The following is a 14860-nucleotide window of genomic DNA, read 5'->3' as shown; positions in this document are numbered from 1 at the left end:
TATCCGGCCTACAATAGCGACGCCGGGGGATCCCGGCGCACGCAACAAGCCGCTTATTCCTTCGGATCTTTGCCCGCCAGCAGCTTATCCAGCTCATCCCCGCCCACGTGACGGAAGTCTTGTCCCTTCACGAAGTAGAAGATGTATTCGCAGATATTCTGGCAGCGGTCACCGATACGTTCGATGGAACGTGCGCAGAACAGCGCGGTCAGCACGCTTGGAATGGTACGAGGGTCTTCCATCATATAAGTCATCAGCTGACGCACGATGCCTTCATATTCCTGGTCAACTTTCTTATCTTCGCGATAAATACGCACTGCTTCGTCCAGATCCATACGCGCAAACGCATCCAGCACGTCATGCAGCATTTGTACGGTGTGGCGGCCCAGTGATTCCAGGCTTACCAGCAGCGGCTGGTGCTGTTGCGAGAACTTCTCCAGCGCGGTACGGCAAATTTTGTCCGCCACGTCGCCAATACGTTCCAGCTCAGCGATGGTTTTGATAATAGCCATCACCAGACGCAGGTCGCTCGCTGTCGGTTGACGCTTGGCGATGATACGCACGCAGGCTTCGTCGATCGCCACTTCCATCATGTTAACGTTCTTATCGCCTTCAATGACGCGCTTCGCCAGCTCGCTGTCCTGATTGTGCATCGCCGTGATTGCATCAGAAAGCTGCTGCTCGACCATGCCGCCCATGGTCATCACCTGGGTACGGATGCTTTCCAGCTCTGCATTGAACTGGCCGGAAATATGTTTATTAAGGTTAAGGTTATCCACAACAAGCTCCTGAATCAGCCGTAACGACCGGTGATGTAATCTTCAGTTTGTTTCTTCGCGGGCTTGGTGAACAGATCGTCCGTGTTGCTGAACTCAATCAACTCGCCCAGGTACATAAATGCCGTGTGATCGGAACAACGCGCAGCCTGCTGCATGTTGTGGGTAACGATAACGACGGTGTAATCCTCTTTCAGCTCAGTGATCAGCTCTTCGATACGCCCGGTAGAAATAGGGTCGAGCGCTGAACATGGCTCATCAAGCAGAAGCACTTCCGGGCGAATGGCGATACCACGCGCAATACACAGACGCTGCTGCTGACCACCCGAGAGAGAGTACCCGCTCTGGTGTAATTTATCTTTGGTTTCGTTCCACAATGCGGCCTTGGTCAATGCCCACTGCACACGCTCGTCCATATCCGCACGCGAGAGTTTCTCAAACAGACGTACGCCAAAAGCAATGTTGTCGTAGATGGACATCGGGAACGGCGTCGGCTTCTGGAATACCATGCCCACTTTGGCACGCAGCAGAGCGATATCCTGGGTATTGGTGAGAATATTGTCGCCATCCAGCAGGATTTCACCTTCCGCACGCTGCTCCGGGTACAGTTCAAACATTTTGTTGAACGTACGCAGCAGCGTTGATTTACCACAGCCTGACGGCCCGATAAACGCCGTTACCTGGTTTTTAGCAATATCCAGGTTGATGTTCTTCAGGGCATGGAATTTGCCATAGTAGAAGTTCAAATCACGAACCTGAATCTTACCTGGGGCAGTATCAACCATACTCATTTCAATCTCTTCCTCATCCGGCGCCGCATCAGCCACGCCGTAAAAATTAACCGTGTTTCTTCTTCGCGAAAATGACGCGCGCCAGAATGTTCAGCAGCAGTACGCACAGGGTAATAATCAGTACCCCGGCCCAGGCCAGTTGCTGCCACTCAGCAAACGGGCTCATCGCAAACTTAAAGATAGTGACCGGCAGGTTGGCGATAGGCTGCATCATGTCGGTGCTCCAGAACTGGTTGGAGAGCGACGTAAACAGCAGCGGAGCCGTTTCACCTGCGATACGAGCAATCGCTAACAGAACGCCTGTAATGATCCCCGAGACAGACGCCTTCAGGGTGATCGCAGAAATCATCTTCCATTTCGGCGTACCCAGTGCATAGGCAGCTTCACGCAGGCTATCCGGCACCAGCTTGAGCATGTTCTCCGTGGTACGGATAACAATGGGCACCTGCAGCAGCGCCAGCGCGATAACGCCCGCCCAGCCAGAGAAGTGCTCCATTTTTGCTACCACGATGGTGTAAACGAACAGACCGACCACGATTGATGGCGCAGACAGCAGAATGTCATTGATAAAGCGGATAACCTCAGCCAGCCAGGACTTACGTCCGTACTCTGCCAGGTAGATACCCGCCATAATGCCAAGCGGAGTACCAAACACGGTCGCCCACAGAATTAACAGTCCGCTACCGGCCAGGGCGTTCGCCAGACCACCACCCGCTGTATTCGGCGGAGGCGTCATTTCGGTGAACAGCGCCAGCGACATACCGTCAATACCACGGGTGATCGTGGACATCAGGATCCAAATGAGCCAGAACAGACCGAACGCCATGGTCGCCATAGAGAGCGTCAGCGCGATGCGGTTCTTCAGACGGCGACGTGCCTGCATTTTACGGCGGGACTCCGCCAGCGCAGTGGTGTTTTGCATTTCAAGCGTAGCCATTAGCGTGCCCCCTCGTTCTTCGCAAGGCGCATGATCATGAACTTAGACGCCGCCAGTACGATGAAGGTGATCACAAACAGAATCAGACCCAGTTCCATCAACGCAGCAACGTGCAGGCCAGATTCCGCTTCGGCAAATTCATTCGCCAGCGCAGAGGTAATACTGTTGCCCGGCATGTACAGCGAGGCACTATCGAGCTGGTAGGTGTTACCAATGATAAAGGTGACCGCCATGGTTTCACCCAGCGCGCGGCCCAGACCCAGCATCACACCGCCGATCACACCATTTTTGGTGAACGGCAGGACGATACGCCAGATAACTTCCCAGGTGGTACAGCCGATGCCGTAGGCTGACTCTTTCATAAGCACCGGCGTTTGTTCGAACACATCACGCATAACCGCAGCAATGTACGGAATGATCATGATAGCGAGGATCACACCAGCCGCCAGAATACCGATACCAAACGCCGGGCCAGCGAACAGTGCACCAACAAACGGAATGTTGGAAAGGATGTTTCCGACCGGCTCCTGGAAGTACGTCGCAAACAGCGGGGCAAAGATAAACAGGCCCCACATGCCGTATACGATACTCGGAATTGCTGCCAGCAGTTCAATAGCGATACCCAACGGGCGACGCAGCCAGCCAGGTGCAAGTTCAGTCAGGAACAGCGCAATGCCGAAACTCACCGGAACGGCAATCAGCAATGCAATAAATGAGGTGACCAGCGTACCGTAAATAGGTACCAGCGCGCCGTAGATATCGTTCGGCGCATCCCAGTCTTTGGTCCACAAAAAGGAGAAACCAAATTTCTGAATGCTTGGCCAGGAGGAGATAACCAGAGAGACAATAATGCCACCCAACATCAATAGCACAATTAGCGCAGCCAGTTTTACCAGCGCGCTGAATATCATGTCACCCTTTTTACCCGGTGGGTTAAAAGCAGGCTTGGTTGCAGCCATAAATCACTCTTTAAGTTAAACGCGTTTACGAAATTGCCCTGCCGGATGGCGCTACGCTTATCCAGCCTACAAATTGGGCCTACAGTCGGAACTGTAGGGCGGATAAGCGTAGCGCCATCCGCCAACTCGTTAAAGATATTCTATTAGTACAGCGCTTTACCGCTGCTGTCTTTCACGTTGGTCTTCCATGCAGCACGAATCTGCTCAACCACGCTGTCCGGCAGACTGGCGTAATCCAGGTCATTAGCCTGTTTGCCACCATTTTTGTATGCCCAGTCGAAGAATTTCAGCACTTCAACGCCCTGCTCAGGCTTCTTCTGCTCTTTATGGACCAGGATGAAGGTGGTGGAAGTGATTGGCCACGCATCGTTACCTTTCTGGTTAGTCAGATCCTGAGCGAAGGTTTTGCTCCAGTCAGCGCCTTTAGCGGCGTTGGCAAAGTTTTCTTCGGTCGGGCTTACCGGTTTACCATCAGCAGAGACCAGCTTGGTGTACGCCAGGTTGTTCTGCTTAGCGTAAGCGTACTCAACGTAACCGATAGAACCCGGCAGACGCTGTACGAACGCGGCGATACCGTCGTTACCTTTACCGCCCAGACCGGTCGGCCAGTTAACGGTAGAACCGGAACCAATTTTAGATTTCCACTCTTCGTTCACTTTCGCCAGGTAGCTAGTGAAGACGAAGGAAGTACCAGAACCATCAGCGCGACGCACAACGGCGATATTTTGCGAAGGCAGCTTCAGACCTGGGTTCAGTTTGGTGATGGCTTCGTCATCCCACTTCTTAATTTTACCGAGGTAGATGTCGCCCAGCGTTTTACCGTCAAGCACCAGCTCGCCGGATTTCAGTCCAGGGATATTCACCGCCAGCACCACACCGCCGATAACGGTCGGGAACTGGAACAGGCCTTCTTGTGCCAGTTTCTCGTCAGACAGCGGGGCATCAGAAGCGCCGAAATCAACGGTATTGGCCGTAATTTGTTTTACACCACCGGAGGAGCCGATACCCTGGTAGTTTACTTTGCTACCGGTCTCTTTCTGATAGGTATCTGCCCATTTGGCATACACTGGCGCAGGGAAGGTTGCACCTGCACCTGTCAGGCTCGCTGCTGCAAACGCAGAGAACGCGCTCATGGATAAGGTCGCGGCGACAACAGTTGCGACAGTGGTACGCATAACTTTCATAATGTCTCCTGCACGGTTTTCGTAAATCGTTGTTTGAGTTGCTACTGTGAGCAAAATAGGACAAACAGGTGACAGTTAAATGTACGAAATATGACAGTTTTATGACAATGAAAAATACGATAAGTTATTTATCTAAAAATACATTTAAAACAAAACGTTAACCATTACCATGACAATAACATTTCGCTAAAATTTTCTTTTTATGACACTGCAAACAGTAGCTGAAGATGACGGTTTGTCACATAAAACAGGCGGGATAATTGATTAAAAACAGAACAAGTTTAAAAAAATGCCCCGCTCATAGCAGGGCATTTTCAGTTCAGTTAGGTACGGATTACTCTACGGTAACCGACTTCGCCAGGTTACGCGGCTGATCCACGTCGGTGCCTTTAATCAGCGCCACATGATACGCCAGCAACTGCAGCGGAACGGTATAGAAGATCGGTGCAATCACCTCTTCCACATGCGGCATCTCAATGATGTGCATGTTTTCGCTGCTGGTAAAGCCAGCATCCTGGTCAGCAAAGACGTACAGCTGACCACCACGGGCGCGAACTTCTTCAATGTTGGACTTCAGTTTTTCCAGCAGTTCGTTGTTCGGCGCAACCACGATAACTGGCATATCGGCATCAATCAGCGCCAGCGGACCGTGTTTCAGTTCGCCTGCGGCATAAGCTTCAGCGTGAATATAAGAGATCTCTTTCAGCTTCAGCGCGCCTTCCAGCGCAATCGGGTACTGATCGCCACGGCCCAGGAACAGCGCATGGTGTTTATCAGAGAAACCTTCAGCCAGAGCGGCAATGCGTTTGTCCTGAGACAGCATCTGCTCAATACGGCTCGGCAGCGCCTGCAGACCGTGAACGATTTCCTGCTCAATAGCCACATCCAGGCCTTTCAGACGAGACAGTTTCGCCACCAGCATCAGCAGAACGGTCAGCTGAGTGGTAAATGCTTTCGTGGAGGCCACGCCGATTTCGGTACCGGCATTGGTCATCATCGCCAGGTCGGATTCGCGCACCAGAGAAGAGCCCGGTACGTTACAAATAGCCAGCGAACCCAGATAGCCCAACTCTTTGGATAAGCGCAGACCCGCCAGGGTATCTGCCGTTTCACCAGACTGGGAAAGGGTGATCATCAGGCTGTTACGACGCACGGCGGATTTGCGATAGCGGAATTCGGAAGCAATTTCGACATCACAAGGAATGCCAGCCAGCGATTCAAACCAGTAGCGGGACACCATACCGGAGTTGTACGACGTACCGCAGGCGATAATCTGGATATGCTCAACCTGAGACAGCAGCTCGTTGGCATGCGAACCCAGCTCGCTTAAATCCACTTCACCGTGGCTGATACGGCCGGTCAGCGTGTTTTTAATTGCGTTCGGCTGTTCGTAGATCTCTTTCTGCATGTAGTGGCGATAAATACCTTTTTCGCCCGCATCGTATTGCAGATTAGATTCGATATCCTGACGTTTCACTTCCGCGCCAGACTTGTCGAAAATAGAGACCGAACGACGGGTCACTTCCGCGATGTCACCCTCTTCCAGGAAGATGAAGCGACGGGTTACCGGCAGCAGTGCCAGCTGATCGGAAGCGATAAAGTTCTCACCCATACCCAGCCCAATCACCAGCGGACTGCCAGAACGGGCCGCCAGCAGGGTTTCCGGGTTACGGGTATCCATGATCACCGTGCCGTAGGCACCGCGCAGCTGCGGAATAGTACGCAGCACGGCTTCACGTAACGTACCACCCTGTTCCAGCTCCCAGTGCACCAGGTGAGCAATCACTTCGGTGTCGGTTTCAGAAACAAAGGTGTAGCCACGCGTTTTCAACAGCTCACGCAGTGGTTCATGGTTTTCAATGATGCCGTTATGCACCACAACAATGTGTTCAGAAACATGGGGATGCGCGTTCGCTTCTGAAGGTTCACCGTGTGTCGCCCAGCGGGTGTGAGCAATACCAGTACCACCATGCAGCGGATGTTCTTCCGCAGCAGCAGTCAGCATCTGCACTTTACCCAGACGACGCAGACGGGTCATGTTGCCTTCAGCATCGACAACGGCCAGACCAGCAGAGTCATAACCACGATATTCCAGACGACGTAAACCTTCGAGAAGGATTTCAGCTACATCACGCTGCGCGATAGCGCCAACAATTCCACACATATTTTTTGATTCCGAATTTAGGCATTGTGCCTGTCGTTGTCGGTCAACCTGTATTTATCCTTCATCTTTCACGCTGTGGCTGTGTTGGCTGCACGCTTTCGCCATGGTCACTTACTGATTGTAAGCTCCCATGGTCTCACGCGCTTGCCGCCTTACCACAACGCGAAATCTTTGGATAAAACCCGTATTTACGGGCGCCCCGAGCCTTGTAGAGAGTGGGGTTATTTTTATAGATACTGCTTGTTGAGCGGAGGATTATATTATCCCCTCATCTCTTGTCTGCCTGATGGCGCTCACGCTTATCAGGCCTACAGAACGTCACCGCACGTAGGCCGGATAAGGCAAAGCCGCCATCCGGCAAAAATAAATTACTTCTTCTTCACCGGACGCTGCCAGCCCTGTTTATGGACCTGAGGTACACGGCTTAATACCAATTCGTTATCGGCGACATTACGCGTTACGGTGGTTCCTGCGGCAATCGTCGCACCTTTACCCACGGTGACAGGTGCCACCAGCTGAGTATCAGAACCCACAAACACATCATCACCAATGATGGTTTTAAACTTATTGGCACCATCGTAGTTGCAGGTGATCGTACCCGCGCCGATATTCACGTTATCGCCAATTTCCGCATCGCCCAGATAGGTCAAATGACCAGCTTTAGAGCCTTTACCCAGACGCGCTTTTTTCATTTCGACGAAGTTACCCACGTGTGCGCCTTCCTGCAGCTCAGCACCCGGGCGCAGACGCGCGAATGGACCGATGGTGCAAGCGGCTTCCAGATGGGCATCTTCCACCACACTGTACGGGCTAAGCTCACAACCCTCACCAATCACGCTGTTTTTGATGATGCAGCCAGCACCAATCTTGACGCGATCTCCAACGGTTACGTTACCTTCAATGATAACGTTAGTATCAATTTCAACATCGCGCCCGTGAATCAGCGTACCGCGAAGATCAAAACGTGCAGGATCGCGCAGCATCACGCCCGCCAGCAGCAGTTTTTCTGCCTGCTCGGACTGATACACACGTTCCAGACGGGATAACTGAAGGCGGTTATTTACCCCTTCCGTTTCACTGATTCGTGCCGGATGTACCGCAGCAATTTCACGTCCTTCCTGATACGCCATCGCGATGATATCGGTGATGTAGTATTCACCCTGCACGTTGTTGTTGGTCAGTTTAGACAGCCAACGCTTCATGTCAGCGCCGTTGGCAATCAGAATGCCAGTATTGATTTCCTGGATTTGACGCTGCTCGTCGGTTGCATCTTTATGCTCAACAATGCCAGTAACTTTGCCGTTATCACGGGTAATACGCCCATAGCCGGATGGGTCGTCCAGTTTTACCGTTAACAAACCGATACCGCCCTGCGGTTTGGCTTCACGCAGGCGACGTAAGGTATCGGTAGAGATCAGCGGCACATCGCCATAGAGCATTAAAATGTCTTCGTCATCACTAAAGAATGGCGCCGCCTGCTGCATTGCATGGCCGGTACCCAACTGCTCAGCCTGCAGAACCCAATTCAGATTGCCATCTTTCAGCGTTTGCTTAAGCAGATCGCCACCGTGTCCGTAGACAAGGTGCACATGAGTCGCACCTAATTCATTAGCTGCATCAATGACATGCTGAACCATCGGCTTTCCTGCGAGGGTGTGCAGCACTTTAGGAAGATCGGAATACATACGCGTGCCTTTGCCTGCGGCAAGGATCACAACGCTCATAGCATTATTCAACATACACGTCCTGACTGTAATTTGAGAACGAATTTATACCGTTTCACATTGAAAATACTACATTTTTTTCAGCGTGAAATGGACCGAAGATAAAACGTTCAACAGGGGGGATTCCCCATCTGATAACTCACTATTTTCGTCTATATCTGCGTCTTTTGTCTCCCAAAAACCAGGAGTCTGCTCTTATTAAAGCCTTAGGTTAATGTTTTTGCTATTTTTTTACCGCATGAATAAAGCATTACATCAGCATAGTACGATTTTATTTATGTGATTCAGTGAGAAGCAGAAAAACGGGTTGGGAAAATTGAGGGGAGGAATGATAGAGAACAAATGATACAGCGAAGGAGGGGGGATTTAATGACGATGACGCTAGCTGATAAACCGCATTAAGCTTCGCGCCACAGAGCTGGCGGGGAAAGACTAAAAACTCATATTGCTGAACAGGGCGATGATTTTGTTGATCAATTTCATGTTGGTATCTCTTTTTTTATCTGAATTCATTATGTGACATACATCACATAAAAAAGAGTCTACGCCTCATTTTTTAACCAATCAATATTTTTATGATCTAAATCACGAAATAATAAAACTGCTTTTTATTTACATATTTCCTGTAACCAAGCCATAAAAAAAGCCAGCCTGGAAACCAGACTGGCCTTTGTGCTTTTCAAGCCGGTGTTACATCGCTTTTTTGGTCAACTCGATAACGCGCAGTTTCGCGATCGCTTTGGCCAGTTCCGCAGATGCCTGAGCGTAATCCACGTCACCATGAGAGCTCTTGATATGCTCTTCAGCCTTACGCTTCGCTTCCAGGGCTCTCGCTTCATCGAGATCCTGTCCGCGAATCGCGGTATCAGCCAGTACGGTCACGCTGCCAGGCTGCACTTCGAGAATGCCGCCGGACAGATAGATAAACTCTTCATGACCGAACTGTTTAACGATGCGGATCATACCAGGCTTAATGGCGGTGAGCAGCGGTGCGTGACCCGGGAAAATACCCAGTTCACCTTCACTACCCGTTACCTGGATTTTCTCGACCAGACCAGAGAACATTTGTTGCTCTGCGCTGACGACGTCCAGGTGGTAAGTCATTGCCATATCACCCTCCGATTAAGGCGTTAAAGTTTTTTGGCTTTTTCCACGGCTTCGTCGATAGAACCAACCATGTAGAACGCCTGCTCTGGCAGGTGGTCGTATTCGCCTTCCATGATGCCTTTAAAGCCACGGATGGTGTCTTTCAGGGAAACGTATTTACCCGGAGAACCGGTGAATACTTCCGCAACGAAGAACGGCTGGGACAGGAAGCGCTGGATCTTACGCGCACGTGCTACCACCAGTTTATCTTCTTCAGACAGTTCATCCATACCCAGGATGGCGATGATGTCTTTCAGTTCCTGATAACGCTGCAGCAGGGACTGTACGCCACGCGCGGTGTCGTAGTGTTCCTGACCAACAACCAGCGGATCCAACTGACGGCTGGTGGAGTCCAGCGGGTCAACTGCCGGGTAGATACCCAGAGAAGCGATCTGACGGCTTAGTACCACGGTTGCATCTAAGTGAGCAAAGGTGGTTGCTGGGGACGGGTCAGTCAAGTCATCCGCAGGTACGTATACCGCCTGAACGGAGGTGATAGAACCGGTTTTGGTAGAGGTGATACGTTCCTGAAGAACACCCATCTCTTCCGCCAGGGTCGGCTGGTAGCCTACCGCTGATGGCATACGACCCAGCAGTGCAGATACTTCTGTACCGGCCAGGGTGTAACGGTAGATGTTATCAACGAACAGCAGAACGTCACGACCTTCGTCACGGAACTTCTCAGCCATGGTCAGACCGGTCAGTGCAACGCGCAGACGGTTTCCCGGCGGCTCGTTCATCTGGCCATATACCAGGGACACTTTGTCCAGTACGTTGGAGTCGGTCATTTCGTGGTAGAAGTCGTTACCCTCACGAGTACGTTCACCTACGCCCGCAAACACGGAGTAACCGGAGTGTTCGATCGCGATGTTACGGATCAGCTCCATCATGTTTACGGTTTTACCTACACCCGCACCACCGAACAGACCGACTTTACCGCCCTTAGCGAACGGACACATCAGGTCGATAACTTTGATGCCGGTTTCCAGCAGTTCCTGAGAGCTGGACAGCTCTTCGTAGGAAGGTGCTGCGCGGTGGATAGCCCAACGCTCTTCTTCACCGATATCGCCTTTCATGTCGATCGGGTGACCCAGGACGTTCATGATACGACCCAGGGTTGCTTTACCTACCGGGACTTCGATCGGGTGTTCGAGGTCTTTAACTTCCAGACCACGACGCAGACCGTCGGAAGAACCCATGGCGATGGTACGTACGATACCGCCGCCGAGCTGCTGCTGAACTTCCAGCACCAGGCTCTCTTTACCATTCATAACCTCAAGAGCATCGTACACGCGCGGTACGGCATCCTGAGGGAATTCGACGTCAACCACGGCGCCGATTACCTGGACAATTTTTCCAGTAGCCATCTTGAATCCTCTACGAATTAACCTGGTTATACCGCGGATGCACCACCGACGATTTCGGTGAGTTCCTGAGTAATGCTGGCCTGACGAGCTTTGTTGTATACCAACTGCAGCTCTTTAATCAGGCTGCCGCCATTGTCGGTCGCGGCTTTCATCGCCACCATACGTGCGGCCTGCTCGCTGGCCAGGTTTTCTACCACGCCCTGATAAACCTGAGACTCGACATAACGACGCAGCAAGGTATCCAGCAGCGCTTTCGGGTCTGGCTCATACAGGTAATCCCAGGATTTACGCTTCAATTCATCATCATCTGATGCCGGCAGAGGCAGCAATTGAGTGATGGTTGGCGTCTGAGACATGGTGTTAATAAATTTGTTGCTGACAACGTACAGTTTGTCCAGACGACCTTCGTCGTAGGCCTGCAGCATCACTTTAACCGGACCGATCAGTTCGGACAGGGAAGGGTTATCCCCCATGCCGGTTACCTGAGCGATCACGTTTCCGCCAACGGAGTTAAAGAAAGACACGCCCTTAGAGCCGATCATTGCGATATCGCACTGAACGCCTTTATCGGACCATGTTTTCATATCCGCCAGCAGCTTTTTGAACAGGTTAATGTTCAAGCCACCGCACAGACCACGGTCGGTCGACACCACCAGGTAGCCCACGCGTTTAACGTCGCGTTCTTCCAGGTAAGGGTGCTTATATTCCAGATTACCATTCGCAAGGTGACCAATCACTTTGCGCATGGTCTCTGCATAAGGACGGCTGGCCGCCATGCGATCCTGCGATTTACGCATTTTGGAAGCGGCGACCATCTCCATCGCTTTAGTGATCTTCTGCGTGTTCTGGACGCTTGCGATCTTACTACGTATCTCTTTTGCGCCGGCCATGAGCTTCTCCTCAATGCCTTGCGGTCCGCCCTAAAGCAGACCGCCAGACGTTACCAGGACTGGGTTGCCTTGAAGGAATCGAGGATAGCTTTCAGCTTGCCTTCGATTTCATCGTTATAGCCACCGGACTGGTTGATCTCTTGCATCAGCGGAGCGTGGTCACGGTCAACGTATGCCAGCAGAGCGGCTTCGAAGCTACCGATTTTCGCCAGTTCCACATCTTCGAGGTAACCGCGTTCAGCCGCAAACAGCACCACACCCTGCTGTGCAACAGACATTGGCGCATACTGTTTCTGCTTCAGCAGTTCAGTTACTTTCTGACCATGGCTCAGCTGCTTACGAGTAGCTTCATCCAGGTCGGAAGCGAACTGAGAAAACGCTGCCAGTTCACGATACTGTGCCAGAGCGGTACGAATACCACCGGACAGTTTCTTGATGATCTTGGTCTGCGCTGCACCACCAACACGAGATACAGAGATACCCGGGTTAACTGCCGGACGAATACCGGAGTTAAACAGGTTAGTTTCCAGGAAGATCTGACCATCGGTAATGGAAATTACGTTGGTCGGAACGAACGCAGAAACGTCACCCGCCTGGGTTTCGATAATCGGCAGAGCGGTCAGGGAGCCGGTTTTACCTTTAACTTCACCATTGGTGAACTTCTCAACGTATTCCGCGTTTACGCGGGATGCGCGTTCCAGCAGACGGGAGTGGAGGTAAAATACGTCGCCCGGGAATGCTTCACGTCCTGGCGGACGACGCAGCAGCAGGGAAACCTGACGGTAAGCAACGGCCTGTTTAGACAGGTCATCGTAAACGATCAGTGCATCTTCACCGCGGTCACGGAAGTATTCGCCCATTGCGCAACCGGCATATGGTGCCAGGTATTGCAGTGCAGCAGATTCAGACGCGGTCGCCACAACAACGATGGTGTTGGACAGTGCGCCGTGTTCTTCCAGTTTACGAACCACGTTGGAAATGGTGGACGCTTTCTGGCCGATAGCCACGTACACACATTTGATGCCGGAATCACGCTGGTTGATGATGGCATCGATTGCCATCGCAGTTTTACCTGTCTGACGGTCACCGATGATCAGCTCACGCTGGCCACGACCGATTGGGATCATGGCATCAACAGATTTATAACCGGTCTGTACTGGCTGGTCGACGGACTGACGTTCGATTACGCCTGGTGCGATAACTTCGATTGGCGAGAAGCCATCGTTATCAACCGGACCTTTACCGTCAATCGGGGAACCCAGAGTGTTCACCACACGACCCAGCAGGCCACGGCCAACCGGAACTTCCAGAATACGACCCGTACACTTAACCTTCATGCCTTCGGCGAGGTCAGCGTATGGACCCATCACAACTGCACCTACGGAGTCGCGCTCCAGGTTCAGTGCGATAGCGTAACGGTTACCCGGCAGGGAAATCATCTCACCCTGCATACAATCGGCCAGGCCGTGAATGCGGATAACACCGTCACTTACAGAAACAATAGTACCTTCGTTATGAGCTTCGCTCACAACACTGAACTGAGCAATGCGCTGCTTGATCAGTTCGCTGATTTCGGTGGAATTCAGTTGCATGCTCCAGTCCCCTTAAGACTGCAAGACGTCTGCAAGGCGCTCAAGACGGCCGCGTACGCTGCCATCAATGACCATATCACCCGCTCGGATGATTACGCCTGCCATTACAGACTTATCGATTTTGCAATTCAGCTTAACTTTGCGTGACAGACGTTTTTCCATCGCAGCACTAATCTTCGTAAGCTGTTCATCACTCAGTGCATTGGCAGAAGTGACTTCTACCTCAGAGATAGCCTCACTGGCTGCACGCAGGTGAATAAACTGCTCAAGAACATCCGGGAGCGCATTCAGACGGTTATTTTCAGCCATAACCCTAATCAGGTTTTGGCCGCTTTCGTCCAGCTGCTCACCGCACACGGCGATAAACGACTCAGCGAGCGTTTCCGGCGCCAGCGCGCCAGAGAGAAGCTCTGCCATTTGTTCGTTTTTTGTCACCTCAGCGGCGAACGTCAACATATCCTGCCAACGGTCAATGCTTTGGTGCTCAACGGCAAAGTCAAAAGCTGCTTTGGCGTAGGGGCGAGCTACCGTAATAAATTCAGACATCAGCCCCTCCCTCCTTACAGTTCAGCGACAAGTTTGTCCACGATGTCGCTATTAGCAGCTTCATCCACGGAACGTTCGATGATCTTCTCGGCGCCAGCAACAGCCAGGATAGCAACTTGCTTACGCAGCTCTTCGCGAGCACGTTTACGCTCGGCGTCAATTTCCGCCTGCGCCTGTGCCACGATTTTAGTACGTTCCTGCTCTGCTTCAGTTTTAGCTTCGTCCAGGATCTGAGCACGGCGTTTGTTCGCCTGCTCGATGATTACCTGAGCTTCCGCCTTCGCTTTTTTCAGCTGGTCGGTCGCGCTGGCCTTTGCAAGGTCAAGATCCTTATGTGCTCGTTCTGCAGAAGCAAGGCCGTCAGCAATTTCTTTTTGACGTTTTTCGATGGCAGCCATTAATGGCGGCCATACGTACTTCATGCAGAACAGAACGAACAGGACAAACGCGATGGCCTGGCCGAGGATTGTTGCGTTAAGATTCACAGCACAATGCCTCTATCTAGTTAACGTTCTGATATTGCTCTTAATTCAAGCAACGCTTACTACGCGACAGCAAACATCACGTACAGACCCAGACCTACAGCGATCATTGGGATTGCATCCACCAGACCCATAACGATAAAGAACTGAGTACGCAGCAGAGGAATCAGATCCGGTTGACGCGCTGCGCCTTCTAGGAATTTACCCCCGAGGATGCCGATACCGATCGCAGCACCGATTGCCGCCAGACCCATCATCACAGCGGCAGCAATGTACAGCAGATCCATATTCAGGTTTTCCAT

Annotated in this window: 14 protein-coding genes; all 14 read right to left on the bottom strand. The window is 51.9% G+C overall.

All coding sequences use genetic code 11. The features are described 5' to 3' along the window. Positions 1-53: 53 nt before the first annotated feature. Positions 54-779, bottom strand: a complete 726-nt coding sequence (phoU, locus tag OGY68_RS03030) for a phosphate signaling complex protein PhoU (RefSeq protein WP_003023824.1) — start codon at positions 777-779, stop codon at positions 54-56. A 14-nt stretch (positions 780-793) separates the two neighbouring features. Continuing rightward, entirely contained in the window at positions 794-1567 is a 774-nt protein-coding gene (pstB, locus tag OGY68_RS03025; protein ID WP_003023821.1) for a phosphate ABC transporter ATP-binding protein PstB, read from the bottom strand. A gap of 46 nt (positions 1568-1613) precedes the next feature. Continuing rightward, the gene (pstA, locus tag OGY68_RS03020) at positions 1614-2504 is read right to left on the bottom strand and encodes a phosphate ABC transporter permease PstA (RefSeq protein ID WP_003827037.1); all 891 of its coding nucleotides are present in this window, start codon (positions 2502-2504) and stop codon (positions 1614-1616) included. Then, positions 2504-3463, bottom strand: a complete 960-nt coding sequence (gene pstC / locus OGY68_RS03015) for a phosphate ABC transporter permease PstC (RefSeq protein ID WP_008786549.1) — start codon at positions 3461-3463, stop codon at positions 2504-2506. The genes pstA and pstC overlap by 1 nt, the downstream gene beginning before the upstream one ends. A gap of 143 nt (positions 3464-3606) precedes the next feature. Next, positions 3607-4647 (bottom strand): phosphate ABC transporter substrate-binding protein PstS, encoded by a 1041-nt coding sequence (pstS, locus tag OGY68_RS03010; protein ID WP_057067108.1) that lies wholly within the window; start codon positions 4645-4647, stop codon positions 3607-3609. 334 nt (positions 4648-4981) lie between these two features. Continuing rightward, positions 4982-6811: a glutamine--fructose-6-phosphate transaminase (isomerizing) gene (glmS, locus tag OGY68_RS03005; protein ID WP_003827031.1), complete on the bottom strand. Its 1830-nt coding sequence runs from the start codon at positions 6809-6811 to the stop codon at positions 4982-4984. 368 nt (positions 6812-7179) lie between these two features. Beyond that, positions 7180-8550, bottom strand: a complete 1371-nt coding sequence (glmU, locus tag OGY68_RS03000) for a bifunctional UDP-N-acetylglucosamine diphosphorylase/glucosamine-1-phosphate N-acetyltransferase GlmU (RefSeq protein ID WP_008786550.1) — start codon at positions 8548-8550, stop codon at positions 7180-7182. 675 nt (positions 8551-9225) lie between these two features. Further along, entirely contained in the window at positions 9226-9645 is a 420-nt protein-coding gene (locus tag OGY68_RS02995) for a F0F1 ATP synthase subunit epsilon (protein ID WP_003023809.1), read from the bottom strand. 20 nt (positions 9646-9665) lie between these two features. Beyond that, entirely contained in the window at positions 9666-11048 is a 1383-nt protein-coding gene (atpD, locus tag OGY68_RS02990; protein WP_003023806.1) for a F0F1 ATP synthase subunit beta, read from the bottom strand. Positions 11049-11074: 26 nt separating this feature from the next. Beyond that, on the bottom strand, positions 11075-11938 hold the full coding sequence (gene atpG / locus OGY68_RS02985; RefSeq protein ID WP_006687765.1) for a F0F1 ATP synthase subunit gamma: 864 nt from the start codon (positions 11936-11938) through the stop codon (positions 11075-11077). Positions 11939-11988: 50 nt separating this feature from the next. After that, complete coding sequence (gene atpA, locus OGY68_RS02980; protein WP_003827026.1) at positions 11989-13530, bottom strand: F0F1 ATP synthase subunit alpha; 1542 nt, start codon at positions 13528-13530, stop codon at positions 11989-11991. A gap of 12 nt (positions 13531-13542) precedes the next feature. Further along, entirely contained in the window at positions 13543-14076 is a 534-nt protein-coding gene (gene atpH, locus OGY68_RS02975; RefSeq protein WP_003827024.1) for a F0F1 ATP synthase subunit delta, read from the bottom strand. Positions 14077-14090: 14 nt separating this feature from the next. Further along, positions 14091-14561: a F0F1 ATP synthase subunit B gene (atpF, locus tag OGY68_RS02970; RefSeq protein ID WP_003827022.1), complete on the bottom strand. Its 471-nt coding sequence runs from the start codon at positions 14559-14561 to the stop codon at positions 14091-14093. Positions 14562-14620: 59 nt separating this feature from the next. Next, on the bottom strand, positions 14621-14860 hold the full coding sequence (gene atpE, locus OGY68_RS02965) for a F0F1 ATP synthase subunit C (RefSeq protein ID WP_003023794.1): 240 nt from the start codon (positions 14858-14860) through the stop codon (positions 14621-14623).

The organism is Citrobacter sp. Cpo065, assembly GCF_030332805.1.
GTDB classification, from domain to species: Bacteria; Pseudomonadota; Gammaproteobacteria; order Enterobacterales; family Enterobacteriaceae; genus Citrobacter; species Citrobacter portucalensis.
Note: the sequence above shows the minus strand (reverse complement) of the source record. Positions and strands in the feature narration are given on the sequence as shown.